The sequence below is a fragment of the Pantoea sp. X-Soil-ISGK-259 genome (genome assembly GCF_059730705.1).
The window spans coordinates 717,698-743,963 of sequence record NZ_AP035986.1 but is presented as its reverse complement, the minus strand read 5'-3'; the positions used below and the strand labels follow the sequence as shown (position 1 = coordinate 743,963).

20 protein-coding genes and 1 pseudogene are annotated in these 26,266 nt (G+C 54.3%); 11 read left to right on the top strand and 10 right to left on the bottom strand.

Going from position 1 to position 26,266, the window contains the following annotated elements:
- The first annotated feature begins 141 nt into the window (after positions 1-141).
- From AC6I77_RS03295 to AC6I77_RS03275, 5 genes are all read left to right on the top strand, one after another.
- Entirely contained in the window at positions 142-1,290 is a 1,149-nt protein-coding gene (locus AC6I77_RS03295; RefSeq protein ID WP_039658758.1) for an iron-containing alcohol dehydrogenase, read from the top strand.
- Between the two features lie 11 nt (positions 1,291-1,301).
- Positions 1,302-2,186 carry a dihydrodipicolinate synthase family protein gene (locus tag AC6I77_RS03290; protein WP_003854693.1) on the top strand — a complete coding sequence of 295 codons (885 nt, stop codon included), beginning with the start codon at positions 1,302-1,304 and terminating at the stop codon, positions 2,184-2,186.
- A 79-nt stretch (positions 2,187-2,265) separates the two neighbouring features.
- Positions 2,266-3,681, top strand: coding sequence for a sodium:solute symporter family protein (locus AC6I77_RS03285; protein ID WP_003854696.1), 1,416 nt, complete (start codon positions 2,266-2,268; stop codon positions 3,679-3,681).
- A 1-nt stretch (position 3,682) separates the two neighbouring features.
- Entirely contained in the window at positions 3,683-4,879 is a 1,197-nt protein-coding gene (locus tag AC6I77_RS03280; protein WP_008925597.1) for a sialidase family protein, read from the top strand.
- Positions 4,880-4,887: 8 nt separating this feature from the next.
- Entirely contained in the window at positions 4,888-5,559 is a 672-nt protein-coding gene (locus tag AC6I77_RS03275) for an SDR family NAD(P)-dependent oxidoreductase (RefSeq protein WP_179291181.1), read from the top strand.
- 48 nt (positions 5,560-5,607) lie between these two features.
- Here the strand turns inward: AC6I77_RS03275 and yacL are convergent, their stop codons facing one another.
- The 3 genes from yacL to AC6I77_RS03260 form a co-directional block, all read right to left on the bottom strand.
- The gene (yacL, locus tag AC6I77_RS03270; protein WP_039658763.1) at positions 5,608-5,985 is read right to left on the bottom strand and encodes a protein YacL; all 378 of its coding nucleotides are present in this window, start codon (positions 5,983-5,985) and stop codon (positions 5,608-5,610) included.
- 189 nt (positions 5,986-6,174) lie between these two features.
- A complete protein-coding gene (gene acnB / locus AC6I77_RS03265) occupies positions 6,175-8,772 on the bottom strand; it encodes a bifunctional aconitate hydratase 2/2-methylisocitrate dehydratase (protein WP_008925596.1) in 2,598 nt (865 codons plus the stop codon).
- Positions 8,773-9,363: 591 nt separating this feature from the next.
- Complete coding sequence (locus tag AC6I77_RS03260; protein WP_003854706.1) at positions 9,364-9,873, bottom strand: phenolic acid decarboxylase; 510 nt, start codon at positions 9,871-9,873, stop codon at positions 9,364-9,366.
- A gap of 105 nt (positions 9,874-9,978) precedes the next feature.
- Here AC6I77_RS03260 and AC6I77_RS03255 point away from each other — a divergent pair, with 105 nt between their 5' ends.
- The 3 genes from AC6I77_RS03255 to AC6I77_RS03245 all read left to right on the top strand — a co-directional run bounded on the left by AC6I77_RS03255 (position 9,979) and on the right by AC6I77_RS03245 (position 12,320).
- Positions 9,979-10,884, top strand: a complete 906-nt coding sequence (locus AC6I77_RS03255; RefSeq protein WP_003854707.1) for a LysR family transcriptional regulator — start codon at positions 9,979-9,981, stop codon at positions 10,882-10,884.
- Positions 10,885-11,272: 388 nt separating this feature from the next.
- The gene (locus tag AC6I77_RS03250) at positions 11,273-11,674 is read left to right on the top strand and encodes a hypothetical protein (RefSeq protein WP_008925594.1); all 402 of its coding nucleotides are present in this window, start codon (positions 11,273-11,275) and stop codon (positions 11,672-11,674) included.
- On the top strand, positions 11,667-12,320 hold the full coding sequence (locus AC6I77_RS03245; RefSeq protein ID WP_008925593.1) for an Ssp6 family T6SS pore-forming effector: 654 nt from the start codon (positions 11,667-11,669) through the stop codon (positions 12,318-12,320). The genes AC6I77_RS03250 and AC6I77_RS03245 overlap by 8 nt, the downstream gene beginning before the upstream one ends.
- Before the next feature lie 266 nt (positions 12,321-12,586).
- On the opposite strand, the pseudogene AC6I77_RS03240 reads toward AC6I77_RS03245, so the two are convergent.
- The 5 genes and pseudogenes from AC6I77_RS03240 to pdhR all read right to left on the bottom strand — a co-directional run.
- Positions 12,587-13,033, bottom strand: a pseudogene (locus AC6I77_RS03240) (transposase family protein); the annotation flags it as partial.
- A 228-nt stretch (positions 13,034-13,261) separates the two neighbouring features.
- Positions 13,262-14,686, bottom strand: coding sequence for a dihydrolipoyl dehydrogenase (gene lpdA, locus AC6I77_RS03235; RefSeq protein WP_033763238.1), 1,425 nt, complete (start codon positions 14,684-14,686; stop codon positions 13,262-13,264).
- A gap of 160 nt (positions 14,687-14,846) precedes the next feature.
- Positions 14,847-16,751 (bottom strand): pyruvate dehydrogenase complex dihydrolipoyllysine-residue acetyltransferase, encoded by a 1,905-nt coding sequence (gene aceF / locus AC6I77_RS03230; RefSeq protein WP_110411649.1) that lies wholly within the window; start codon positions 16,749-16,751, stop codon positions 14,847-14,849.
- Positions 16,752-16,765: 14 nt separating this feature from the next.
- Positions 16,766-19,432, bottom strand: a complete 2,667-nt coding sequence (gene aceE, locus AC6I77_RS03225; protein WP_003854711.1) for a pyruvate dehydrogenase (acetyl-transferring), homodimeric type — start codon at positions 19,430-19,432, stop codon at positions 16,766-16,768.
- 101 nt (positions 19,433-19,533) lie between these two features.
- Positions 19,534-20,298, bottom strand: coding sequence for a pyruvate dehydrogenase complex transcriptional repressor PdhR (gene pdhR, locus AC6I77_RS03220; RefSeq protein WP_008925589.1), 765 nt, complete (start codon positions 20,296-20,298; stop codon positions 19,534-19,536).
- A 514-nt stretch (positions 20,299-20,812) separates the two neighbouring features.
- On the opposite strand from pdhR, the gene aroP reads away from it, so the two are divergent.
- From aroP to AC6I77_RS03205, 3 genes are all read left to right on the top strand, one after another.
- Entirely contained in the window at positions 20,813-22,168 is a 1,356-nt protein-coding gene (gene aroP, locus AC6I77_RS03215; protein ID WP_003854713.1) for an aromatic amino acid transporter AroP, read from the top strand.
- A gap of 179 nt (positions 22,169-22,347) precedes the next feature.
- Positions 22,348-23,760 (top strand): glycoside-pentoside-hexuronide (GPH):cation symporter, encoded by a 1,413-nt coding sequence (locus AC6I77_RS03210; protein WP_003854714.1) that lies wholly within the window; start codon positions 22,348-22,350, stop codon positions 23,758-23,760.
- On the top strand, positions 23,757-24,716 hold the full coding sequence (locus AC6I77_RS03205) for a glycoside hydrolase family 43 protein (protein ID WP_497816716.1): 960 nt from the start codon (positions 23,757-23,759) through the stop codon (positions 24,714-24,716). Before AC6I77_RS03210 ends, AC6I77_RS03205 begins: the two co-directional genes overlap by 4 nt.
- Here the strand turns inward: AC6I77_RS03205 and ampE are convergent.
- Complete coding sequence (gene ampE / locus AC6I77_RS03200; RefSeq protein ID WP_003854716.1) at positions 24,698-25,552, bottom strand: beta-lactamase regulator AmpE; 855 nt, start codon at positions 25,550-25,552, stop codon at positions 24,698-24,700. The two genes, AC6I77_RS03205 and ampE, sit on opposite strands and share 19 nt — an antisense overlap.
- 16 nt (positions 25,553-25,568) lie before the next feature.
- Positions 25,569-26,120, bottom strand: a complete 552-nt coding sequence (ampD, locus tag AC6I77_RS03195; RefSeq protein ID WP_008925586.1) for a 1,6-anhydro-N-acetylmuramyl-L-alanine amidase AmpD — start codon at positions 26,118-26,120, stop codon at positions 25,569-25,571.
- Positions 26,121-26,266 lie beyond the last annotated feature (146 nt).

Sequence of the window (26,266 nt, the reverse complement as noted above, 5' to 3'; positions counted from 1 at the left end):
CATGATTGATTATATGTGAGCAAGTTCAAATTAATCGAAATCGATATGCCTTATAAAATTAGCCACAGAGAGTGACTGACTTCGCATTGCGCTGAGCAAAATTAATCATCTGCTCAGTCATGACAGAAAAAAGGGTATGAAATGAATATTAACAGCACGGTGATTAGCGGTTATCAGGCGTTAAACGACATGCGCTATCTGCTGAATGGCGTAACGACAGCGATAGTAGTGACAGACCGGAACATTGAAGCGATTCCGGCGGTTCAGGCGCTGATGGGGCAACTCCGGGATCAGATTCCGCGTATCAGCGTGGTCAACAGCGTGCCGCCCGAGCCGAGCCAGCATGATGTGGCCGCGATTATAGAAACGCTCGCGCAGCGCCAGGCCGACATGGTGATTGGCATCGGCGGTGGCAGCGTGCTGGATGTGGCGAAGCTGCTCTCGGTGCTGTGCATCGACGGAGCACCGTCGCTGGACGCTCTGCTGGCAGGCGAAAAACCGCAGCGCCGCACCCGTTCAATGCTCATCCCGACCACTGGCGGCACCGGTTCTGAAGCGACGCCGAATGCGATTCTGGCGATCCCGGAGAAAGAGACCAAAGTCGGCATTATTTCACCAGTGATGCTGCCCGATGTGGTGGCGCTGGTGCCGGAACTCACCACCAGCATGCCACCGCACATCGCCTCGTCTACCGGCATTGATGCCCTGTGTCACCTGATCGAGTGCTTCACCGCCAACGTGGCCAATCCGGTCAGCGACAACTATGCGCTGATTGGGATGAAGAAGCTGTTCGCGAATCTCGAAACCACGCTGCGCGAGCCGGAGAATCTGCAGGCACGGCTGGAGATGCTCTGGGCCTCTTATTATGGCGGCGCATCGATTGCCCATGCCGGGACGCATCTGGTGCATGCGATGTCCTATCCGCTTGGCGGCAAATATCACCTGCCTCACGGCGTTGCCAACGCCATTCTGCTGGCCCCCTGCATGCGCTTTGTCCGTCCGGCCGCGGTGAGCAAATTCGCTCAGGCCTATGACCTGCTGCCCGACGCCGACGTCCGTTTAAGCGATGAAGAGAAATCACACGCGCTGGTCGACTACTTCACCGCGCTGGTTGCACGGCTGCAGTTGCCTGCCAGCCTGGAAGCACTGGGCATCGGCCCGAATCACCTGCCTTATTTAGTGGAAGCGGCGCTCGACGTGCAGCGCCTGATGAAAAACGTGCCGATGGCGGTCACCGCCGACGATGTGCGCGCCGTCTACCTGACGCTGTTCCCTTCCTGCCAGGCGTAATGAGGATTGTCATGAATAAGAAAATCAACGGCGTACTGACCGCCATCGTCACCACCTTTGACCGTGAAGGTGCCTTTGATCCGATGAAACAGCGTGAACAGGTCAGACGCCAGATCAACGCCGGAAACGGCATCTTCTGTGGCGGCACCAATGGCGAGTTCTTTGTGCTGAACGAGCAGGAGAAGATCGCCGTCACCACCACCTGCGTCGATGAGATCAACGGCCGCGCGCCTGTCGTGGCGCACATCGGCGAAATTTCGACCCGCGAAACGATCCGGCTCGGCAAACAGATTGCACGCCTGGGCGTGGATGCCGTCTCGGCGATCACCCCATGGTTTGTGCCGCTGAAACAGCAGGAGCTGATCGACCACTATCAGCGCGTAGCGGACGCGCTGACGGTGCCGCTGTTCCTCTACAACATCCCGGCGCGAACCGGCAATACCCTGCAGCCAGAGACCGTTCGCACGCTGGCCGTGCACCCGAACATCATCGGTATTAAAGACTCCGCAGGCAGCTATGAAAGTCTGAGCGGATTTCTGCAGGCCACCGCCGACTGTGAGGGCTTTGATGTGCTGAACGGCCCTGACTCGCTGATTCATCAGGGATTCGTTGATGGCTGCTCCGCCTCCATTTCCGGACTGGCAAACGTGGCACCGGAGGCGATTAACGCCATCTGGGCGCGCTTCCGTGCCGGCGATATTGCCGGTTCGCATCAGGCACAGGAGAACGTCACCGGCCTGCGCACCGCGCTGTACAGCATCGGTTTCTCACCGGCCGCCGTGAAAAAAGCGGTCAGCCTGCAGGGCTTTGAGGTGGGTGAAAGCCGCTATGCGGTGCAGTTCAGCGCCGACGAGCAGCAGCAGATCCGTCAAATCGTGAACCACTACCTGCAATAACGTCCATCGCCTTTGTACCCTATCGGTCAGATGAGAACGAACCTGATGGTCGCCATCTGCCAGAACAATCGAGGTCATGATGAAAGCATTTTCAACTGAGAGCACCTTACTGATCGTCGGCATGGTGGTCGCCTATATCCTGTTCACCACCTGGCTGACCTGGCGGCTGCGCAGTAAAACCAGCGGCGACTTTATGGAAGGCTCCCGCGCCATGCCCGCCTTTATCGTTGGCATTATGCTGATGTCAGAGTATATCGGGGCAAAATCGACCATTGGCACGGCGCAGGCAGCCTTTGAGGATGGCTTCGCCGCCTCCTGGTCGGTGATTGGCGCGGCGATTGGGTTCCCGCTGTTTGGCCTGATTCTGGTCAAACGCATCTACAACACCGGAAAAATCACGATCTCCGGTGCCATCGCCGAGAAATATGGCAGCTCAACCAAGAACATTATCTCGCTGATTATGATCTATGCGCTGCTGCTGGTGAACGTCGGGAACTACATCAGCGGTGCGGCGGCGATCTCCACCGTGCTGAAGATCGACCTGACGCAGGCGGCCTTTATCACCGCGGTGGTCAGTACCTTCTACTTTGCGTTTGGCGGCATGAAAGGCGTCGCCTGGGTTACGCTGCTGCACAGCGCCATCAAGTACATCGGGATTCTGATTATTCTCTATGTGGCGCTGAAAATGACCGGCGGCGTGGCCCCGATGATCGAGAAAATGCCGGCGTTCTACTGGACGTGGGATGGTCACGTCGGTGCCAGTACCATTGTGGCCTGGCTGATCGGGACCGTGGGTTCGATCTTCTGTACGCAGTTTGTGATCCAGGCGATCTCCTCCACCAAAGATGTGAAGTCCGCGAAGCGCGCTACCTGGGTCGCCTTCATCTTCTGCCTGCCGATCGGTCTGGCGATGGCGCTGATTGGCGTGGCGGCGAAGTTTGCGCATCCCGATATCAAGAGCCTCTATGCGCTGCCAGTGTTTCTGCAGGATATGTCACCGTGGCTGGCGGGTATCGTCACCACCTCGCTGGTGGCCTCGATTTTCGTCAGCGTCGGCACCGTTGCGCTGGCCATCGCCTCGCTGGTGGTGAAAGATTTTTACGTGCCTTATCGTAATCCGACGCCGGAGCGCGAATTTAAAGTGACGCGCTGGATCTCGATTGGCATCGGCTTCTTCCCGCTGCTGTTTGTCCTGTTCTTCCCGGAAGTGCTGAAGCTCTCGTTCTTTACCCGCGCGATTCGCCTGTCGATCACCGTGGTGGCGATCATGGCGTTCTATCTGCCGTGGTTTAAGAGCACGCGCGGTGCCAACGCCGGTCTGATTGGTGCCTGCGTGGTCACGTCCGTCTGGTTCCTGATGGGTAATCCGTTCGGTATCGACAATATGTATTTGGCGCTGATTACGCCGGCCATCATTATGGTGATTGACCGCTGTATCCCGTCACGCCAGTCTCAGCCTCAACCGCAACACAATGCACAAAATAGTGGAGCCTAATATGACTCAGGAAACCGTCACCGCAGAACGCACCGGCCTGGTTGCGCCGCACCCGCAGGATAGCGCCCAGCAGATTGCGATGCTGCCCTCCTCCTGCCCGCAAAACCATGCGGCTAACCTGCTGCCGCTGCCCGATGGCGATCTGCTTTGCGTCTGGTTTGGTGGCACGCAGGAAGGGATTGCCGATATCTCAGTCTGGTGTTCCCGGCTGACAAAAGGCAGCGATCGCTGGAGTGACGCGCAGAAGCTTTCTGACGATCCGGGTCGCTCAGAACAGAATCCGGTGCTGTTTCTCGATCCCGACCAGGTACTGTGGCTGCTGTGGACGGCGCAGAAATCAGGTAATCAGGACACCGCGATCGTGCGCTATCGCCAGTCTCACGATATGGGCAAAAGCTGGGGCGAGATCAAAACCCTGCTGGATAAGCCCGGCACCTTTATTCGTCAGCCGATTGTCGTGCTGCCCAACGGCAACTGGCTGCTGCCGGTGTTTTACTGCCTGACGCAGCCCGGCGAAAAGTGGGTCGGCAGCTATGACGTCAGCGCGGTAAAAATCTCAGAAGATAAAGGCCAGAGCTGGCGCGACGTCAGCGTGCCTGACAGCACCGGCTGCGTTCATATGAACGTGACCCTGCTGGATGATGGCTCGCTGCTGGCACTCTACCGCAGTCGCTGGGCCGACCATATCTACCAGAGCCGCTCGTTTGATCAGGGTGAAAGCTGGAGTGCGCCCGAGCCGCTGTCGCTGCCCAACAATAACTCCTCCATTCAGGTCACGACGCTGCGCAACGGTCATCTGGCGCTGGTGTTCAATGCGATGAGCGCCGAAGGGGCCAGCGAGCGCCGGTTGTCGCTGTATGACGAAATTGAAGATGATGAAGAAGACGGTGACGTTGCGGTTGCCGCCGAGCCGGTGGTGCACAGCGGGCGCACCGCCTTCTGGGGCGCGCCACGAGCGCCAATGACGCTGGCGATCTCAACAGATGGCGGCAAAAGCTGGCCGCTGCAGCGCAATCTGGATGAGGGCGACGGCTACTGCATGACCAATAACTCTCAGCAGAAGTTAAACCGTGAGTTCTCTTACCCCAGCATCAAGCAGGGTGTGAACGGCGAACTCCATATCGCCTACACCTGGTATCGCCAGGCAATTAAATATGTGCGGGTCGGGGAGTCCTGGGTGCAGGGAGGTGACGCGTGATTGAAAAGATGGCGCTGGTGACCGGCGCAAGTTCCGGCATCGGTCAGGCGATTGTGGATCGCCTGCTGGATGAGGGCTGGCAGGTGATTGGCCTGAGCCGATCGGCGATAAACCGGTCAGACGCGGGCTGGCAGAGCCATCAGATCGATATCAGCGACAGTGCGGCATTGCAGGCTTTACTGGACAAACTGCCGGTGCCGCAGGCGGTGATCCATGCAGCGGGAATGATGCAGGCCGCGCCGCTCGGGGAGCTGGATCTGAACGCCAGCACACGCCTGTGGCAACTGCATGTTGCCGCCGCAGAACAGCTGGCCAACCATTTTGCGCCCCGGATGAACGCGGGCGGCAGAATCGTGTTGCTGGGTAGTCGCACGTCAGGCGGTGCGGCGTGCCGTAGTCAGTATGTGGCCACTAAATCGGCGATGATCGGCATGGTGCGCAGCTGGGCGGCAGAGCTGGCACCGCGCGGCATTACAGCCAATATCGTGGCGCCAGGTGCCACCGAAACGCCGATGCTACAACAGCCGGGCCGGGCCAGTTCCCCGCCGCGCTTGCCACCGATAGGCCGCTATATTCAGCCGCAGGAAGTCGCCGGACTGGTCGGGTTCCTGCTTTCGCCTGCGGCCGCGACAATCACCGGTCAGCAGCTGGTGATGTGCGGCGGTGCGTCGCTGAGTTGATGAACAGGCCGGGCGACTCGGGTAGCCCGGCCTGTATCAGCGTAAAAATTACCGTACGGGTTTACCGTACTGATTAACAAACTGGCGGTAGGCGGCGATCACCAGCAGAAAATCTTCAATGCCACAGAATGAGAGGCTCTCTTCGTCGTAGTAGTTCATCCCCTCTTCCATGCCGTCATCCTCCAGAGCCAGCAGGTTGGCGCGAATCATTACCTCTTCCTCATCCAGCAGGATGGTGTACTCGCTACCGACGCGCTGCCACTGACGCACGCTGCCTTTGACGTCTTCGATTGCGGCTTCGACTTCATCCAGCAATCCTGGATCGTTTTTCACCTCTTCGTTGAACCAGTGGCCGACCGCTTCATGATCCATCGACATACGAACTTTAATCTGTCCGGTCACATCGCGTAAAAATTCATATTCCATCGCCCGTTCCTCTTAACGTCATCGCGTCACTAAATGAGTGTCAGCGCTGCCTGCGCGGCAAAGTGTGACACGTCGCGCATTATTACAGGCTGTCTGGCGAAATCCAGCTTTTGATCGTCTCTCTGGCCAATGCCGGGACGAAAAAAAGGGGCGAATCATCGCCCCTTTCTGTTACTGCCAGGTGAAGAATCAGACCGCAGTCTGGAAAATCACGCCGTCAGCTTTGTCAGTGTACTGCGCCAGCTGGTCAAAGTTGAGATAGCGATAAGTGTCGCTGGCTGTTTTATCAACCTGCTCCATGAATTGCTGATACTCATCCGGCGTTGGCAGTTTGCCAAGCAGAGACGCGACCGCAGCCAGCTCCGCAGATGCCAGGTAGACGTTAGCGCCATTACCCAGACGGTTCGGGAAGTTACGGGTCGAGGTGGAAACCACCGTCGCACCGTCTGCAACACGTGCCTGGTTACCCATGCAGAGTGAACAGCCTGGGATCTCGATACGCGCACCGCTTTTGCCGAATACGCTGTAGTAGCCCTCTTCGGTTAGCTGTGCTGCATCCATCTTGGTTGGCGGTGCCACCCACAGACGCGTTGGCAGCTGACCTTTGTGGCTATCCAGCAGTTTACCGGCGGCACGGAAGTGACCAATGTTAGTCATGCATGAGCCGATGAACACTTCGTCGATCTTCTCGCCCTGAACGTCAGAGAGCAGACGTGCATCGTCCGGATCGTTTGGTGCGCAGAGGATCGGCTCTTTGATGTCAGCCAGATCGATTTCGATCACCGCAGCATATTCAGCATCGGCGTCTGCTTCCAGCAACTGAGGATCGGCCAGCCATTTCTGCATGCTTTCAACACGACGCTCCAGTGTACGACGATCGCCGTAGCCTTCTGCGATCATCCACTTCAGCAGTACAATGTTGGAGTTCAGGTATTCAATAATCGGTGCTTTATCCAGCTTGATGGTACAGCCCGCAGCGGAACGCTCTGCTGACGCATCAGACAGCTCAAACGCCTGCTCGACCTTCAGATCCGGCAGACCTTCAATCTCCAGGATACGGCCAGAGAAGATGTTTTTCTTACCTTTCTTCTCAACGGTCAGCAGACCCTGTTTGATCGCATACAGCGGGATGGCGTGAACCAGATCGCGCAGCGTAATGCCTGGCTCCATTTTACCTTTGAAGCGCACCAGCACCGATTCAGGCATGTCGAGCGGCATAACGCCGGTCGCGGCGGCAAACGCCACCAGGCCTGAACCCGCCGGGAAAGAGATGCCGATAGGGAAACGGGTATGGGAGTCACCACCGGTGCCCACGGTATCCGGCAGCAGCATACGGTTCAGCCAGCTGTGGATAATGCCGTCACCCGGACGCAGTGATACACCACCACGGTTCATGATGAAGTCTGGCAGCGTGTGGTGCGTACTCACGTCCACTGGCTTAGGATACGCGGCAGTGTGACAGAAGGACTGCATCACCAGATCGGTCGAGAAGCCCAGACAAGCCAGATCTTTCAGCTCATCACGGGTCATCGGGCCGGTGGTATCCTGCGAGCCAACCGAGGTCATCTTCGGTTCGCAATAGGCGCCTGGACGAACACCGGCTACGCCACAGGCGCGGCCCACCATTTTCTGCGCCAGTGAGAAGCCACGGGTGCTCTCCGCAACATCTTTCGCCTGACGGAATACGGTGCTGTGCGGCAGACCCAGTGACTCACGCGCTTTGGTGGTCAGTCCACGACCGATGATCAGCGGAATACGGCCACCGGCACGCACTTCGTCAATCACCACTTCGGTTTTGAGTTCGAAGCTGGCCAGCAGTTCGTTGGTTTCGTGATTGCGGACTTCGCCTTTAAACGGATAGATGTCGATGACATCACCCATGTTCAGGTTGTTGACGTCAACTTCAATCGGCAGTGCGCCTGCATCTTCCATGGTGTTGAAGAAGATTGGCGCAATTTTGCTGCCCAGCACCACGCCGCCGCCTTTTTTATTTGGCACGTTCGGGATGTCGTCGCCCATAAACCACAGCACCGAGTTGGTGGCAGATTTACGCGAGGAACCGGTTCCGACCACATCGCCGACATAGGCCAGCGGGAAGCCTTTGGTCTTAAGCGCTTCGATCTGTTTGATCGGACCGATGTTGCCTGCCTCATCCGGCTCAATGCCTTCACGGGCATTTTTCAGCATCGCCAGGGCGTGCAGTGGAATGTCCGGACGTGACCAGGCATCCTGGGCTGGAGAGAGATCGTCGGTGTTAGTTTCGCCAGTGACTTTGAACACCGTAACGGTGATTTTCTCAGCCAGTTCAGGACGTGACAGATACCATTCCGCATCGGCCCACGATTGCATCACCTGCTTCGCGTATTCATTACCCGCTTTCGCTTTCTCTTCAACATCATAGAAGTTATCGAACATCAACAGGGTGTGTGAAAGGGCTTTCGCCGCGATTGGGGCAAGCTTGCTATCGTCCAGCGCTTCAATCAGCGGGTGAATATTGTAACCACCCTGCATGGTGCCGAGCAGTTCAACCGCTTTTTCAGGAGATATCAGAGGAGAGGTTGCTTCGCCTTTAGCGACAGCCGCCAGGAAACCGGCTTTGACATACGCCGCTTCATCGACGCCAGGTGGGACTCGGTTGACCAATAAATCGGTCAAAAATTCTTCTTCACCCGCAGGTGGATTTTTCAGCAGTTCAACCAGCGCGGCCATCTGGGAAGCCTCTAAAGGCTTAGGTACAATTCCCTGGGCAGCACGCTCGGCAACGTGCTTACGGTATTCTTCTAGCACGACGTTATCCTCGCTCTCATTATGTAGGGCTTTCCGACCACCTTGCTCACTTATGGAGAACACACTTCCCTTTCTCGTCCAGGTTGAGGTGCCCGGTTTCGCGGAGGGCAGAATAGCAGGATTCCGTCTGTTTGTTAATCTGTTTACAAAAATACAACATAATCCACTACGCCCATTCTGCCCGCTTATCTCCCCGCATCAGGCTCCTGAGTGAGCCGATTTGGTCTCACAGCAGCTTACCGTATTCCAGTGAAATGGCGACACGATAAGGTCAGCTTTGCAGCGGTTTAAGCGAAATGATTCAGTGAAATAGATAACCGACAGGAATAGAACGCGGTGTGAATCGGGTGTAAAACAGCGGTGAGTTTGACAAAATCTCAACACCAGAGCGAAGTGTGAGGTTCTTTTGGCGTCAGAGGATTACAGCGTAGTTTTCATTTCCTGCAGTGATAGTGGCTAGTCCCGCCGCCAGAACGCGCCCTCTTCCCTTTCCGTCATGGCAAGAGGGCTCAATTCTCTTTTAATACCTGCACTGCCTGCCTGGGCAATCCATTTTTAACAAATGGACGCCATGACCGCTTTTGTTCTGCGTTAATTTTGCAGGTTAGCTGGCCAATTGGCAGGCAGCTGGTCAGGCGGACAATCAATCACGCTTTCATTATTTTCGCCCACTTCGCGGATAACGGTCAGCGTCGCGAATTCATCGATAATCTCAGTTGGATAAGCCGGACCCGTTTCGCGGAATTTTGCCATCTCTTCCAGATGATCGTTCTGGAAGCAGACGGTTTTTTCCGGGTTGTTCATTACCCAGCGAGGGAAGAAGATGGTGCCATGGAAGATTTTATCGGCCAGATTAACGGCCAGGCTGACATCGGTGCCGGTAGGTTCGGTCCAGGAGACTTTATAGACATCCTGCGCCAGACGAACGACATAGACATGCTGATTTTTAACCCAGCGATTTCCCACCATGCCGCTGTGAATACGGTAGTCGATGGTGCTGGCATTTTTGATGTAGAGCTCGTAGTTCCAGCCATTGTCATAGGTATAAACCAGATGTTTACCGACGATGCCAGACAGGTCATGTTTATCAAAAGTACTCATGATTAACTCCTCATTTGTTTCCGTTGAGAGGATTATTGCGCGTTACAAAAGCGATGAATAACGCTATTTTTAGCGCTAAATAATTCATTTTTTAGATGAGTCAACATGTACAGGACAACGCTGGAACAGTGGTATCTGCTCGATGCAGTAGTCAATGAAGGGAGTTTTGCGCTGGCAGCGGAGAAGAACCATCGCAGCCAGTCTTCATTGAGCTACCAGCTGGGCCTGCTTCAGCAGCGGCTGGGGCTGACGCTGTTACAGCAGGAGGGCCGCCGTGCGATGCTGAGTGCAGAGGGACATCAGTTGCTCGCGCAGGTGCGTCCTTTGCTGGCGGGATTCAGTGCGCTTGAGGCGCAGGCTAATGCACTACAACGCGGCGAGCGGTCACGCATCGATCTGATGGTCGATGCGACGCTGCCCAAACCTTTGCTGTTTGATGTGCTCCAGACCTTTCAGCAGCGCTATCCCCATGTGCGTATCTGGTTCAGCGAAATCGTCCGAAGTGAAACGCCTGACAGACTGGCGGAAAATCAGGCCGATCTCTGGCTGGTGGCGCAGCAGGGCGATACGCAGTTTGCAGGCGAAAGCCTGATGAGTGTCGATTTCGTCGCCGTTGCCCATCGTGACCACCCATTACACCGCGAACCCGCCCCGCTTAATGCGGCCACGCTGGCTCGCTGGCCCTGCATTACCATACTGGATCGTCAGCAACAGCAGCAGTCAGAGGTGAATGGCGAACAAGCGGAAAACTGGTCATTTACAACACTGTCGGCCGCGATTGAGGCGGTCCAGCACCAGTTAGGTTATGGCTGGCTGCCGGAACAGAATATCGCCGCGCTTTTAGAGAGCGGTGAGCTTCGTCCCCTGCCGCTACTGCAGGGCCGCCGACGCAGCAGTTCACTGGTGATGCATATAAACGAAGAGAGACTGCCGGCCAATAGCGCCATTGCGGCACTGGCGCAGATGTTTATTGAACGGGTGGCGCAGGAGAAGCGCATAGCTGAGCGCTAAAGAGGCTGAGATTGTTTCCGTTGACGCGGGGAACACGCAAAAAACACGCATTCCAAAGATTAAGCTGCGGTTTATCCCCCTCAAGCGTGGAACACCAGATTGGCGATCATTGGCAGGCCCCTGATTGTGGTTATATAAGGCTGTGGTGAAGGCCGGAACGCTGCTCAAGTAATCGCAATCATTATGTATAGATTATAGTAATCTATATCTTAATATACCAAACGTTCTCATACGGTCAGATTGCTGGCCCAAAGCGGTAATCTTTGGTCTATCCGGCACTAAAGCTATCTACACAGTCAATCACCGTCGATACAAAGCGCCTAAAGAACGAGAGCCGATCCCCTTTAACGAAAACCAAATTACTGATGCTGAGATAGCTAATCGAGGTATGACATTCACCTATGAGCTTTTCAACATCTATCACATGATAGAATCAGGGGTTATCAGCAAAGAGGCTGCTCGTGAAGCCTTCAAGCAAGAATGCCTCATGGACTTCAGACACAGCCTTCACCGGCTCGACTTCAATCACTGCTATGATCGAGCGGTGGTTTACTCCCTTATAATCCCTGCCGACAGCAACTTTACTGTCTCAAGGTTTGATAAAATCGCAATACAGCACAGTGAGAATCATTGGCACTTACTCAATATTGAAAGCATTGAGATAGACCGTGTTCCTTACGATGAGGTAAGCAATGGCACAGTCGGCATCAAGGTTGATAGGATAGTGCCGGAAGCAAGGGACTACTATGTAGTCAAAGTAAGCGAGGATAAGGACCTTCAGGATGCGTAGCTACAGTGAGATCGCAAAGCGTATAGCCAAAATCATTATATCGCCTGAGTCAGCGATAGGATTAATGCATGGAGTCCTGTCTGTGCCTACAGACATTGGCTATCTTGCCTATGGATTTCTTGATACAGACAGCCGCTATCAACGTGAAACAGAGAAAATAAGGATGGTTAGTGCCATCAGGCATGGCATTCTTGAAAATCACAACTTCATGAAGACAATCGAGACTGTGCTCAATATCTTCAACAAGAATGTGCCTGAATTCAAGCAGAACGCTATCTATAGCAAAACGATGGCTTCAGTTGCTGGCCGGACGCTTACGAACTCACTAATAGCCGGAAGGTTAGCAACTACCATTGCGCAGCGTAGCTCCTTCCTTGTTGCGGTCAGAGGTGGCCTGATTGGTAATGCTTTACTGATCGGTGGCATGACAGAGAGATGTGTCTACACCTCTGAAAAGCTTCAAAAGAACAACCCAGAAGTCTACAACGCGCTACGCGTGCGGAACTATGATTTACTTTACTTCTTAGTTGAGCCAGCTCTGAACCCCTTCTTAGAAGCTCTGAATGTAAAGCGAACTCAGGGACAACCGGCTTTTGAGAAGATCATTGAGATGGTAGACCAGGAGGTAAACGCTAATGCGAGATAATGGGCCGGCTAAGTTGAGCTTAGGTAAACGCATCATGTATAGCCTTATAGAGGCGTCAGGTGCGATCATAGGCGGGTTCTTGCTCTTACTATGCTGCTACTGGTTCTTTCACTATGAAACGTGGCATGAGAGGCTTATAGCGATTGGCTTATCTATAGGGGTTGTCTATCTGATAGGTAAGGTCTTACCTGAACGGCCAAATCAGTAAGCCCCTCATGGGGCTATACTAAGTTTTATCAGCTCAGGCCTCATCTGAAAGTTACCCGTTATTTATACAGGTATCTATCAGAGTATATTTGGATTGAATTCTTCTCAGCCCAGAGGCGTTTTCCATCAAGTAATATTTCCATAAGCGTCCGGCCAGGGCACATTTTCCCCTGATGAGTTCGCTAATTATTAAGTGAGCCAGCCAGTCATTAAGATCAGATTTTAATGTGTCGGGTTCACCATACAGGTTTTTGTGGAACGTCACCTGATATAATTCCTGCAATATCGTGATGTGGAACCGCATCGCAGTTGCCGTTCGTCTATGGTGACATCGCTTTGGTCTTCGTATGGTCTATATCATTTATTGCCAGACAAAGTTGATAATCATGCTGCTCCACTTTGCCACAGTACTCTATGCCTCCTTCGGTCAGTATTCTTAGAATTGGCAGGCCCTGAGACGCATAAATTGACAGTACACGTTCATTCAGCAGATCTGCCGCTGCAATAAAACGTGTCACGTGGGATAACCATGATTTACAGGCGGTTTATCCCCTGCTAACGCGTGGAGCACTCTAAATTTATTTGCCTGATTACTAAATACTTATTCGCACTCAAAAATTCCACCAAATTTAACGCTCTGATTTTACCCAACATCACACCTAATCCCACCACCAGAATCCAGGCCAAAAAAAAGCCCCCATTACGGGAGCTTTCTCAATAGCTGCGGCAGAAACTTATTTCTTCTTCGCTTTCGCGTTAGGCAGATCGGTGATGCTACCTTCGAAGATCTCTGCAGCCAGACCCACTGACTCATGCAGGGTCGGGTGAGCATGGATGGTCAGCGCGATATCTTCCGCATCACAACCCATCTCAATCGCCAGACCGATTTCGCCTAACAGCTCACCGCCGTTAGTGCCGACAATCGCGCCACCAATAATACGGTGCGTCTCTTTGTCGAAAATCAGTTTGGTCATACCGTCTGCACAATCAGAAGCGATAGCACGGCCTGAAGCAGCCCACGGGAAGGTGGAGGTCTCGTAGCTGATGCCTTTCTCTTTCGCTTCTTTCTCGGTCAGACCGACCCAGGCAACTTCTGGCTCAGTATAGGCAATTGAAGGGATCACTTTCGGATCGAAGTAGTGCTTCAGACCGGAGATCACTTCGGCGGCAACGTGGCCTTCATGCACACCTTTATGCGCCAGCATTGGCTGACCGACGATGTCGCCGATAGCATAGATGTGTGGCACGTTGGTACGCATCTGCTTGTCGACGCGGATGAAACCGCGATCGTCCACTTCCACGCCCGCTTTACCAGCATCCAGACCTTTACCGTTCGGCACACGACCGATAGCTACCAGCACCGCGTCATAACGCTGCGCTTCACCTGGTGCTTTTTTGCCTTCCATTGAAACGTAAATGCCATCGTCTTTCGCTTCAACGGCGGTCACTTTGGTTTCCAGCATCAGGTTAAATTTCTTGCTGATTTTCCTGGTAAAGACTTTCACCACGTCTTTATCCGCAGCCGGGATGACCTGGTCGAACATCTCAACCACATCGATCTCTGAACCCAGCGCATGATAAACCGTCGCCATTTCCAGACCGATGATGCCGCCGCCCATAACCAGCAGACGCTTCGGCACTTCTTTCAGTTCCAGCGCATCGGTAGAGTCCCAGACGCGTGGATCTTCATGTGGAATGAATGGCAGTTCGATTGGGCGTGAACCCGCAGCGATGATGGCATTATCGAAGTTGATGGTGGTCGCGCCGCCTTCTCCTTCAACCACAAGGGTGTTAGCACCGGTGAATTTGCCCAGGCCATTAACCACGGTGACTTTACGACCTTTTGCCATACCTGACAGGCCGCCAGTCAACTGGTTGATAACCTTCTCTTTCCAGCTGCGAATCTTGTTGATATCAGTAGATGGCTGGCCAAACACAATGCCATGCTCTTCAAGGGCTTTCGCCTCTTCAATCACTTTAGCAACGTGCAGCAGCGCTTTAGATGGGATACAACCGACGTTCAGACAAACACCACCGAGGGTGCTGTAACGCTCTACCAGTACGGTTTCCAGACCTAAATCCGCACAACGGAAGGCTGCAGAGTAACCTGCAGGACCTGCCCCAAGTACCACGACCTGGGTTTTCATCTCTGTACTCATCATGACCTCTTAATTGATATCCGGCGGGTCAGACGTTCTTATAATGCCCTTGTTCCACCGGGACTTTCACCGCAAGAGTTTACAGAATTGTTAACAAACTGCCAACAGCGGCGCGACGAATCGTTAAAGGAAGGCCGGCATTCGCCGGCCTTCTTAACATTTACATAACTAAACGACGAATATCAGACAGCATATTGCCGATAATGGTGATGAATCGCGCACCATCAGCACCGTCGATCACGCGGTGGTCGAAGGAGAGAGAAATCGGCATCATCAGACGCGGAGTAAACTCTTTACCGTTCCACACCGGTTCCATCGCCGATTTAGAGACACCCAGGATAGCCACTTCCGGCGCGTTAACGATCGGCGCGAAGTGGGTAGTGCCCAGGCCGCCCAGGCTGGAGATGGTGAAGCATCCGCCCTGCATGTCGCCCGCTGTCAGCTTACCGTCACGCGCTTTCTTCGAAATCGCCATCAGTTCACGGGACAGCTCGGTAATGCCTTTCTTATTCACGTCTTTAAAGACCGGAACAACCAGGCCATTTGGCGTATCAACCGCCACACCGATATTGATATATTTCTTCAGCGTCAGTTTCTGCGCATCTTCAGACAGCGAACTGTTGAAGCGTGGCATCTGCTCAAGCGCCGCAGCGACCGCTTTCATGATGAACACCACTGGGGTGTATTTCACATCCAGCTTACGCTTCTCTGCTTCAGCATTCTGCTGCTTACGGAAAGCTTCCAGGTCGGTGATATCAGTTTTGTCGAAATGCGTAACGTGCGGGATCATCACCCAGTTACGGCTCAGGTTCGCGCCAGAAATTTTCTGGATACGGCCCAGTTCTACTTCTTCGATTTCGCCAAACTTACTGAAATCAACTTTCGGCCATGGCAGCATGCCAGGCAGACCGCCGCCGCTGGCAGCAGCAGGTGCTGCTTCAGCGCGTTTCACGGCCTCTTTCACGTAAGTCTGCACGTCTTCTTTCAGAATGCGACCTTTACGGCCGGTGCCTTTGACTTTCGCCAGGTTAACACCGAACTCGCGCGCCAGGCGACGAATCACCGGGGTAGCGTGAACGTAAGCGTCGTTCTCTGCGAACTCACCTTTGCTTTCTGCTTTAGCGGCGGCAGGTGCTGCTGCGGCTTTCGCTTCAGATTTGGCAGCAGGCGCCGGTGCGGCTTCCTGTTTCGCAGCCGCAGGGGCAGCCGGAGCAGCACCTTCGACTTCGAACACCATGATCAGTGAGCCGGTGCTGACTTTATCGCCCGTCGCGACTTTCAGCTCTTTGACGATACCCGCAAACGGTGCCGGCACTTCCATAGAGGCTTTGTCGCCTTCAACCACGATCAGTGACTGCTCAGCTTCCACCTTATCGCCAACCTTAACGAGGATCTCGGTGACTTCAACTTCGTCTCCCCCGATATCCGGAACGTTAACGTCTTTTGCGCCCGCAGCCGCGGCAGGTGCCGATGCCGCTTCTTCTTTCACTTCTGGCTTCGCATCAGAGGCCGGTGCTGCACCTTCTGCTTCAAAGACCATGATGGCTGAACCGGTGCTGACTTTGTCGCCGGTCGCAATGGTGATCGCTTTGACCACACCCGCGAACGGAGCCGGAACTTCCATTGACGCTTTGTCACCTTCGACAACAATCAGTGACTGCTCGGCTTCGACTTTGTCGCCAACCTTAACCAGAATCTCAGTGACTTCAACTTCATCACCGCCGATATCCGGCACAGCCACTTCTTTGCTGGCAGTGGCCGCAGCAGCGGCTGGCGCAGGCGCCGCGTCCGCTTTCTTCTCTTCGGCGGCGGCAGGGGCTGCTTCCGCAGCGCCTTCAGCATCAAACACCATGATCAGCGAACCGGTCTCAACTTTGTCACCGGTAGAGATTTTAATCTCTTTGACTACGCCAGCCTGTGGCGACGGCACTTCCATTGAGGCTTTGTCGCCTTCCACGGTGATCAGCGACTGCTCGGCTTCCACCTTGTCGCCAACTTTCACCAGAATCTCGGTGACTTCAACTTCGTCAGACCCGATATCCGGTACCTTAATTTCGATAGCCATTACTCTATTACCTCTTAAGCCAGACGCGGGTTAACTTTATCGGCATCGATATTGAATTTGGTGATAGCGTCAGCCACCACTTTCTTCTCGATCTCGCCGCGTTTAGCCAGCTCACCCAGCGCGGCAACCACCACATAAGATGCATCAACTTCAAAGTGATGACGCAGATTCTCACGGCTGTCAGAGCGACCAAAGCCATCGGTACCCAGTACGCGATAATCGCTGGCTGGGACATAGCTACGAACCTGCTCAGCGAACAGTTTCATGTAGTCGGTTGAAGCAACAGCAGGTGCGTCATTCATCACCTGAGCGATGTAAGGTACGCGCGCTTCTTCAGTCGGATGCAGCATGTTCCAGCGCTCACAATCCTGGCCATCACGAGCCAGTTCGGTGAACGAGGTGACGCTGTAGACATCAGAGCCGATACCGTAATCTTTCGCCAGAATCTGGGCGGCTTCACGAACGTGACGCAGGATAGAACCTGAGCCCAGCAGCTGTACTTTACCTTTGCTGCCCTCTACCGTTTCCAGCTTGTAGATACCCTTACGGATACCCTCTTCCGCGCCCTTCGGCATGGCTGGCATATGGTAGTTTTCGTTCAGCGTGGTGATGTAGTAGTACACGTTCTCCTGCGCTTCGCCATACATACGCACCAGACCGTCATGCATGATGACAGCCACTTCATAAGCGTATGAAGGATCGTAAGAGATACAGTTCGGGATAGTCAGAGACTGAATGTGGCTGTGACCATCTTCATGCTGCAGACCTTCGCCGTTCAGGGTAGTACGACCCGAGGTGCCGCCGACCAGGAAGCCGCGCGCCTGTTGGTCGCCCGCCAGCCACATCAGATCGCCGATACGCTGGAAGCCGAACATCGAGTAATAGATGTAGAACGGGATCATCGGCAGGTTGTTGGTGCTGTAAGAGGTCGCCGCAGCCAGCCAGGAAGAACCTGCGCCCAGCTCGTTGATCCCTTCCTGCAGAATCTGGCCTTTCTCGTCTTCTTTATAGTATGCAACCTGCTCGCGGTCCTGCGGGGTGTACTGCTGACCGTTCGGGCTGTAGATACCGATCTGACGGAACAGACCTTCCATACCAAAGGTACGCGCTTCATCGGCGAGGATTGGAACCAGACGATCTTTGATCGACTTGTTCTTCAGCATCACATTCAGGGCACGCACAAAGGCGATGGTGGTCGAGATCTCTTTGTTCTGCTCTTCCAGCAGCGCACTGAACTCTTCGAGTGCTGGCATTTCCAGCTTTTCAGTGAACTTCGGCTGACGCGTTGGCAGGTAGCCGCCTAACTTCTCGCGCTGACCATGCAGATAAGCATGTTCTTCTGAGCCTTTTTCGAAGGTCACGTACGGCAGTGATTCGATTTTGTCATCAGCAACCGGCACGTTGAAGCGATCACGGATATAGCGCACGCCATCCATGTTCATCTTCTTCACCTGGTGAGCAATATTTTTGCCTTCCGCGGTGTCGCCCATACCATAACCTTTGATGGTATGCGCCAGGATCAATACTGGCTTGCCTTTGGTGTCCTGCGCTTTTTTCAGTGCCGCGTAGATTTTCTTCGGATCGTGGCCGCCACGGTTCAATGCCCAGATTTCATCATCGGACATATCTTTAACCAGCGCGGCGGTTTCCGGATATTTGCCAAAGAAGTGCTCACGCACATAGGCACCATCGCGGGATTTAAAGGTCTGGTAGTCACCGTCGACCGTTTCGTTCATCAGCTGAATCAGCTTGCCGCTGGTATCTTTGCGCAGCAGCTCATCCCAGCGACCGCCCCAGATGACCTTGATCACTTCCCAGCCAGCACCGGCAAAGATGCCTTCCAGCTCGTTGATGATTTTGCCATTACCGGTTACCGGGCCATCCAGACGCTGCAGGTTGCAGTTGATGATGAAGACCAGGTTATCCAGTTTTTCACGGGTGGCGATGGTGATCGCACCTTTAGATTCTGGCTCATCCATCTCGCCGTCACCCAGGAAGGCGTAAACGGTCTGCGCAGAGGTATCTTTCAGGCCACGGTGTTCCAGATATTTCAGGAACTTCGCCTGATAGATCGCTGACAATGGACCCAGGCCCATTGATACGGTCGGGAACTGCCAGAATTCCGGCATCAATTTCGGATGCGGATAAGAAGAGAGGCCTTTACCGTCAACTTCCTGACGGAAGTTGTTCATCTGCTCTTCGGTCAGGCGGCCTTCAAGGAACGCACGCGCATAGATACCCGGAGAGATGTGGCCCTGGAAATAGACCAGATCGCCGCCATCCTTCTCACTGCGCGCGCGGAAGAAGTGGTTAAAGCACACTTCATAAATTGTCGCAGAAGACTGGAAGGAGGACATGTGGCCACCCAGTTCCAGATCTTTCTTCGATGCGCGCAGCACCGACATGATGGCGTTCCAGCGGATTGCGGAACGGATACGACGTTCAAGAGAGGTGTTGCCCGGATAATCGGGTTCATCTTCAACGGCAATAGAGTTGATGTAGTTGCTGATTGCAGAAGATCCTGCAGCCACGTTTACGCCGCCTTTGCGGGCTGCACCCAGTACCTGATCAATCAGATACTGTGCACGTTCAACACCTTCTTCACGGATGACCGATTCGATCGCCTGTAGCCAGTCACGAGTTTCAATCGGATCCACGTCATTGTGTAAACGTTCTGACATGGGTGTGTTCCTTATCTGTGTCTAATACGTTGAATAATCGGGAGCCTGTTAAAGCAGATGCAGGCAGGCTCGTCTGATATCAGTACGATCTTTGTCGCACGTCATTCCTTACGTTGCTGTAAACGACGCAGGGAGCGTTCTCGACGGCTCTGCTCCCGACTTCTGTCCAGCAAGATTTCCTCTATGAACGCCAGGTGACGGTGTGAAGCCTCGCGCGCTTTTTCTGGCTCACGGGCCACAATCGCCTCAAAGATTCTGGCGCGGTGACCGCTCACTTTTGCCAGCATTTCCCGGCGCGAGTAGAGCAATTCGAAATTCTGACGAACGTTTTGTTCCAGCATAGGGCCCATTGAGCGTAGCAAATGTAAAAGCACAACATTATGGGCTGCTTCTGTGACAGCGATCTGATACTGCATCACTGCGTCCGCTTCGGCGTCTAAATCGCCGCTGTCCTGCGCCTGCTGGATATTCAGATGGCAGTCGCGAATGCGCCGCAGGTCTTCCTCTGTGCCGCGCAGTGCCGCGTAATAGGCGGCAATGCCCTCTAAGGCATGGCGCGTTTCCAGCAGATCAAACTGGGATTCCGGATGGCCGGCGAGCAGCTCAACGAGTGGATCGCTTAAGCTTTGCCAGAGATTCTCCTGCACGAACGTTCCGCCACCCTGTCGGCGCAGCAATAATCCTTTCGCTTCTAAGCGCTGGATCGCTTCGCGGAGAGACGGACGTGAGACATCGAATTGTTTGGCGAGTTCGCGCTCAGGCAACAGCTTCTCTCCCGGACGCAACGTGCCTTCCATAATCAGGGATTCGAGCTGTTGCTCGATAGCATCGGAGAGCTTAGGTTGGCGAATCTTACTGTAAGCCATCATCCCTTCTTATTAAGCCAGGCGTCCGGAGTAAATTGGTAATACCAATTGCAATGAGGTGCCGGTAAAGTAACAAAGTATTCACCTTGTGTCTATATGGTGTCTGCGACATTCACCTCGCCTTAAAGCCTGTCCTGGCGCTAACTCGCGGTTAAAAAAATGAAAAAATCCGCTACGGCAAATGTTAAATAATTGCACTTTTACCAAACCTTACACCTGCTTAGCGCCTGATGAGTGCGGCAGCCATAAGTGAAAGCTATTCGTCATTACCCGAATTTCATGGCAGAAGTTTCGACAGGCAGACATGACCAGGACGGCGTTTTTTCAGTCAAGTCTCAGCACGAAAGGCGAAAGCAGGTGCAAAGCGAATCGCTTATCACTATTCTTGTCGCCAGGGTAGCAAATGGCCGCATTAAGCACGCCAGATACCGTAAAATAATCAATACGTTATTGTAACTACTTCATTACAGCGGATTGCGCTGCGAACGAAGAATAAAAACATCACGAGGTTTGTATGGAACAGCAGCAAGGCGAAGCGCTGAAACGTGGTCTTAAGAACCGCCATATTCAGCTCATCGCGCTGGGTGGTGCAGTGGGAACCGGCCTGTTTCTGGGCAGTGCATCGGTCATTGAATCCGCCGGACCGGCCGTTATTCTGGGCTATGCGATTGCCGGGTTTATTGCCTTTTTAATCATGCGCCAGTTAGGTGAGATGGTCGTGGAAGAGCCGGTTGCCGGCAGCTTCAGCCACTTTGCCTATAAATACTGGGGCAACTTTGCGGGTTTTGCTTCGGGCTGGAACTACTGGGTGCTCTATGTGCTGGTTGCCATGGCAGAACTCACTGCCGTCGGCAAATATGTCCAGTTCTGGTGGCCTGACTTTCCGACCTGGGCGTCGGCTGCCCTCTTCTTCGTGATGATCAATGCTATCAACCTGACCAACGTGAAAGTGTTTGGTGAGATGGAGTTCTGGTTCGCCATCATTAAAGTGGTTGCGGTCATTGGCATGATCCTGTTCGGCGGCTGGCTGCTGTTCAGTGGTCATGCCGGTCCGCAGGCGACAGTACGCAACCTGTGGGAACAGGGCGGCTTCTTCCCGCATGGCATTGGCGGCCTGGTCACCGTCATGGCGATTATCATGTTCTCATTCGGGGGTCTGGAGCTGGTGGGTATCACCGCAGCTGAAGCGGATAACCCGGAAGTGAGCATTCCAAAAGCGACCAACCAGGTGCTGTGGCGTATCCTGATTTTCTACATTGGTTCGCTGGCGGTCCTGCTGTCACTGATGCCGTGGACCCGCGTCACCTCAGAAGTCAGCCCGTTCGTCTTTATCTTCCACGAACTGGGCGATGCCATGGTGGCGAATGCGCTTAACGTGGTGATCCTGACGGCTGCCCTGTCGGTCTATAACAGCTGCGTTTACTGTAACAGCCGCATGCTGTTTGGTCTGGCACAGCAGGGCAATGCGCCGAAAGCACTGCTGAAAGTCGATCGTCGCGGTGTACCGGTGTTAACGATTCTGGTCTCTGCTGTGGCTACTGCGCTGTGTGTGCTGATCAACTACCTGATGCCGGGCGAAGCGTTTGGCCTGCTGATGTCGCTGGTGGTCTCTGCACTGGTCATCAACTGGGCGATGATCAGCCTGGCGCACCTCAAGTTCCGTCGTAAGAAAGATCAGCAGGGCGTCACAACCCGCTTTAAAGCGCTGCTCTATCCGGCAGGTAACTGGATTTGCCTGATCTTCCTGGCAGGGATTCTGGTACTGATGGCGACCACGCCGGGCATGGCGATCTCCGTCTGGCTGATCCCGGTCTGGCTGGTCATTCTGGGTATTGGTTACTTTATTAAAAACCAGACGCAGAAAGCCTGATGCTCTACTACGTGCTGCGACCTCTCAGGGAGGTTGCAGCACGTACCTCTGATGCCCGATCCAGCTCACACTTCTCTTCCCGCACCTGTTTTGTCCATCTTCATGACGAATTTCTCCCGTTCATCTCACTGATTTCCTGACAATACTTCCTGTTCACACTGGATGCGCAGGAATAAACCATGAAAGGTACAGCTCTCCCGTTTCGGGAAAAACTGGGATATGGCATGGGTGATGCCGGATGCAACATGATTGGCGGTGCCATCATGCTGTTCCTGAACTACTTCTATACCGATGTTTTCGGCCTTGCTCCGGCGCTGGTGGGAACCCTGCTGCTTTCGGTCAGGGTGCTGGATGCGGTTACCGATCCGATTATGGGCGCCATCGCCGATCGCACCCAGAGTCGCTGGGGCCGTTTTCGTCCCTGGCTGCTGTGGGTTTCCGTTCCCTATGTGGTCTTCAGCGTTCTGATGTTCACCACACCAGACTGGACCTATCACAACAAGGTCATCTGGGCGTTCGTCACCTACTTCCTGATGTCACTGACGTATACCGCGATTAATATTCCTTATTGCTCGCTGGGTGGCGTGATTACCAACGACCCTGGTGAACGCGTCTCCTGCCAGTCCTACCGTTTTGTCATGGTCGGTATCGCCACGCTGATACTTTCTCTGTCGCTGCTGCCGATGGCGGAGTGGTTTGGTGGGGAAGATAAAGCGCGCGGCTACCAGATGGCGATGGCGGTGCTGGCCACGATTGGTCTGGCGATGTTTCTGTTCTGCTTTGCCACAGTTCGTGAACGTATCCGCCCTGCTGTACCGAGCAATGATGACCTGAAAAAAGATCTGCGTGACGTCTGGAAGAATGACCAGTGGGTGCGCATTCTGCTGCTGACCTTCTGTAACGTCTGTCCTGGCTTCATCCGCATGGCAGCCACCATGTATTACGTCACCTGGGTCATGGGTCAGTCCACGCACTTCGCCACGCTGTTTATCAGCCTGGGCGTGATTGGCATGATGTTCGGCAGCACGCTGGCGAAACTGCTCACCGATCGCTGGTGCAAACTCAAAGTCTTCTTCTGGACTAATATCGCATTGGCGCTCTTCTCCTGCGGCTTTTACTGGATCGATCCTCACGCCACGGTGATGGTCGTAGTGGCTTACTTTGTGCTGAATATCCTGCATCAGATCCCTTCTCCGCTGCACTGGTCGCTGATGGCGGATGTGGATGACTACGGCGAGTGGAAAACCGGCAAGCGCATCACCGGCATCAGCTTCTCCGGCAACCTGTTCTTCCTCAAGGTGGGACTGGCAGTGGCCGGTGCAATGGTCGGCTTTCTGCTGTCGATCTATGGCTACAATGCGGGTGCTAAACAGCAGTCCCCTGAAGCGATTAACGGCATCATGCTGCTCTTCACCATCATTCCAGGCGTCGGCTATCTGATTACCGCCGGCGTGGTGCGGCTGATGAAGGTCGACCGCAAAATGATGATTACCATCCAGCAGGATCTCGCGCTGCGCCGCGAAAACTTCCACGAGTTACACGCTGTTCGCCTGCGCGACGGTGCTGCTACGCCAACCGGAGATGTTAAATGACTGCAATCCTGCCGAATCCTTTTATTGAGCAGCGCGCCGACCCCTTTATCCTTCGCCATGAACAGTACTACTACTTTGTGGCATCAGTACCGGAGTATGACCGGCTGGAGATCCGACGCGCCACAACGCTGGCTGGCCTGCGCAGCGCCGAGCCGGTCGTGGTCTGGCGCAAGCCTGATAGCGGCCCCTGTAGCGAGTTAATCTGGGCACCCGAATTGCACTACATTGACGGCCAGTGGGTTATCTATTTCGCAGCAGCGCCGACGCGGGAGATCAAAGAGGGACTGTTTCAGCACCGGATGTATGCGCTGGTGTGTGAGGCGGCAGATCCATTGCAGGGCGAATGGCAGCCCTGCCGCCGGGTTTTCAGCCAGCTCGACAGCTTCTCTCTGGATGCCACGCACTTCGTACATCAGGGCAAAAACTGGTATCTCTGGGCGCAAAAAGATCCCGTGATTCCCGGCAACTCTAATCTCTACCTGGCTGAGCTGCTGAATCCCTGGACGCTGAAAGGTACACCGGTGATGCTGAGTCGGCCAGAATATGAGTGGGAGTGCGCAGGGTTTAGCGTGAACGAAGGTCCGGCGGTGATTCGTCACAGCGATCGGCTGTTCGTGACCTACTCCGCCAGCGCTACCGATGAAAATTACTGTCTGGGGATACTGTCGATTGCCGCTGATGCCGATCCGCTTGATGTCACCGCCTGGCAAAAATCGGCACGCCCGGTCTTTGTATCCAGCTGGGACAACCATCAGTATGGGCCAGGCCACAACAGTTTTACCCAGGATGAGGCGGGACGCGACGTGCTGGTTTATCACGCGCGTAACTACACTGAAATTGAGGGCGATCCGTTGTGGGATCCGAACCGCCACACCCGACTGAAATATTTCAGCTGGCGGGAAGATGGCACGCCCGATTTTGGCGTGCCACCTGCCGATTACACCAGCGTGCCGTAAATCGTCAGCAACGCAACGGCAACCACCAGCACCAGTGAAGTGCGTTTCGCTAACGCCACGGCAACCCGTGGCGTTTCTACTTTATCGGTGTGCGGATCGCGTGACAGGGAGAACTGCGCCAGCGTCGTCAGCACCTGATACTGAGAACGGTGACGATCAGTCAGCGAAGCAAACCACGCAGGCAGCGCTTTTTCGCCGTGGCCCAGCAGCGCGTAAGCCACCCCCGCCAGCCGCACCGGGATCCAGTCGAGAAGATGCAGTATCGCATCCACGCCAGACTGCGAACGCGCCATCGGTGTACCATGTTTTGCCAGCCAGCCTTGCCAGGCTCGCAGAAACGCATAACCCACCAGCAGCACCGGACCCCACGGCCCTCCCACCACCAGCCAGAACATCGGCGCAAGGTAGAAGCGGAAGTTTATCCAGATCAGTGCATTCTGCAGTTCACGCAGGAACTCGCGTTCGCTGCATTCTACCGGCACGCCATGAATCAGCGTCAACTCAGCCGCCATCGCCTGATGCGCCGCGTCGTCGTCATGACTGGCTGCTTTCAGATAGCTATGGTAGTGCTGACGCACCGAACCGGCACCGATGCAGAGCAAGCCGGCGACGATCCAGAACAGTAATTGCAGTATACCAAACAGCAGCCCTTTCAGCGCCCAGATGACCAGCGCAGTCAGCGCCATCGCCAGCACAGTCATTAGCAGAGTACGCATCATGGAGAAATGTCGGCGATGCCGAAAAATCGGCTCCAGCCGGTGTTCGAGCTGCCAGTGCTCGCCCAGTTTAAACAGGCGCTCCCAGCCTAAAACCAACAACAAGGTAAACAACGTCATACTGACTCCGCAAAAATCAGGATTTTTGCTGCGTTAACAGCTGTTTGTAGTAGTCCCAGTCAAAAGCAGGTCCGGGATCGGTCTTTCGTACCGGCGCGATGTCACTGTGCCCCGTGATACGTGAAGGCGTTAACGGGTAATGCTGCAGCAGCAACAGGGTTACCTGCTGCAGGGCCCGATATTGCGCTTCGCTATAGGGCTCACTGTCTGTTCCTTCCAGCTCAATCCCTATAGAGAAGTCGTTGCAGTTTTCACGTCCTTCAAACTGCGAAATGCCTGCATGCCAGGCACGTTTATGAAAAGGGACATACTGCACGATCTCCCCGTCACGACGAATCAGGCAGTGTGCCGCGACTTTCAGCGCGGCGATATCCGCAAAATAGGGATGAGCATCCGGCGGAAGTGTGCCGGTGAACAGCTTGTCGATCCACGGCCCGCCAAATTCACCGGGTGGCAGGCTGATATTGTGAATCACCAGCAGTGAAGGCGCTTCATTGTCTGGCCGTTCATTGCAATGCGTTGACGGCACGTGACGCGCTCCGGTCAGCCAGCCCTGTTCGATTTTCATACCCATTTTCCTTGTTTCAGCTGGCTGAGAATAGCATGAATAATAAAGGATTCTTGCCTCTTAGTGTGCCGGTTGGGTCACATGACAACGCTGCGTGTTAAGGATACTAAACAAAATACGATTCGTTGCTGGAACCTGATGGCGGT

Excerpts from the sequence above, each read along its gene's own strand:
- AC6I77_RS03295 (WP_039658758.1), top strand. The coding sequence starts at position 142 with ATGAATATTAACAGCACGGTGATTAGCGGTTATCAGGCGTTAAACGAC.
- AC6I77_RS03290 (WP_003854693.1), top strand. The coding sequence starts at position 1,302 with ATGAATAAGAAAATCAACGGCGTACTGACCGCCATCGTCACCACCTTT.
- AC6I77_RS03285 (WP_003854696.1), top strand. The coding sequence starts at position 2,266 with ATGAAAGCATTTTCAACTGAGAGCACCTTACTGATCGTCGGCATGGTG.
- AC6I77_RS03280 (WP_008925597.1), top strand. The coding sequence starts at position 3,683 with ATGACTCAGGAAACCGTCACCGCAGAACGCACCGGCCTGGTTGCGCCG.
- AC6I77_RS03275 (WP_179291181.1), top strand. The coding sequence starts at position 4,888 with ATGGCGCTGGTGACCGGCGCAAGTTCCGGCATCGGTCAGGCGATTGTG.
- yacL (WP_039658763.1), bottom strand. The coding sequence starts at position 5,985 with ATGGAATATGAATTTTTACGCGATGTGACCGGACAGATTAAAGTTCGT.
- AC6I77_RS03260 (WP_003854706.1), bottom strand. The coding sequence starts at position 9,873 with ATGAGTACTTTTGATAAACATGACCTGTCTGGCATCGTCGGTAAACAT.
- AC6I77_RS03255 (WP_003854707.1), top strand. The coding sequence starts at position 9,979 with ATGTACAGGACAACGCTGGAACAGTGGTATCTGCTCGATGCAGTAGTC.
- AC6I77_RS03250 (WP_008925594.1), top strand. The coding sequence starts at position 11,273 with ATGACATTCACCTATGAGCTTTTCAACATCTATCACATGATAGAATCA.
- AC6I77_RS03245 (WP_008925593.1), top strand. The coding sequence starts at position 11,667 with ATGCGTAGCTACAGTGAGATCGCAAAGCGTATAGCCAAAATCATTATA.
- lpdA (WP_033763238.1), bottom strand. The coding sequence starts at position 14,686 with ATGAGTACAGAGATGAAAACCCAGGTCGTGGTACTTGGGGCAGGTCCT.
- aceF (WP_110411649.1), bottom strand. The coding sequence starts at position 16,751 with ATGGCTATCGAAATTAAGGTACCGGATATCGGGTCTGACGAAGTTGAA.
- aceE (WP_003854711.1), bottom strand. The coding sequence starts at position 19,432 with ATGTCAGAACGTTTACACAATGACGTGGATCCGATTGAAACTCGTGAC.
- pdhR (WP_008925589.1), bottom strand. The coding sequence starts at position 20,298 with ATGGCTTACAGTAAGATTCGCCAACCTAAGCTCTCCGATGCTATCGAG.
- aroP (WP_003854713.1), top strand. The coding sequence starts at position 20,813 with ATGGAACAGCAGCAAGGCGAAGCGCTGAAACGTGGTCTTAAGAACCGC.
- AC6I77_RS03210 (WP_003854714.1), top strand. The coding sequence starts at position 22,348 with ATGAAAGGTACAGCTCTCCCGTTTCGGGAAAAACTGGGATATGGCATG.
- AC6I77_RS03205 (WP_497816716.1), top strand. The coding sequence starts at position 23,757 with ATGACTGCAATCCTGCCGAATCCTTTTATTGAGCAGCGCGCCGACCCC.
- ampE (WP_003854716.1), bottom strand. The coding sequence starts at position 25,552 with ATGACGTTGTTTACCTTGTTGTTGGTTTTAGGCTGGGAGCGCCTGTTT.
- ampD (WP_008925586.1), bottom strand. The coding sequence starts at position 26,120 with ATGAAAATCGAACAGGGCTGGCTGACCGGAGCGCGTCACGTGCCGTCA.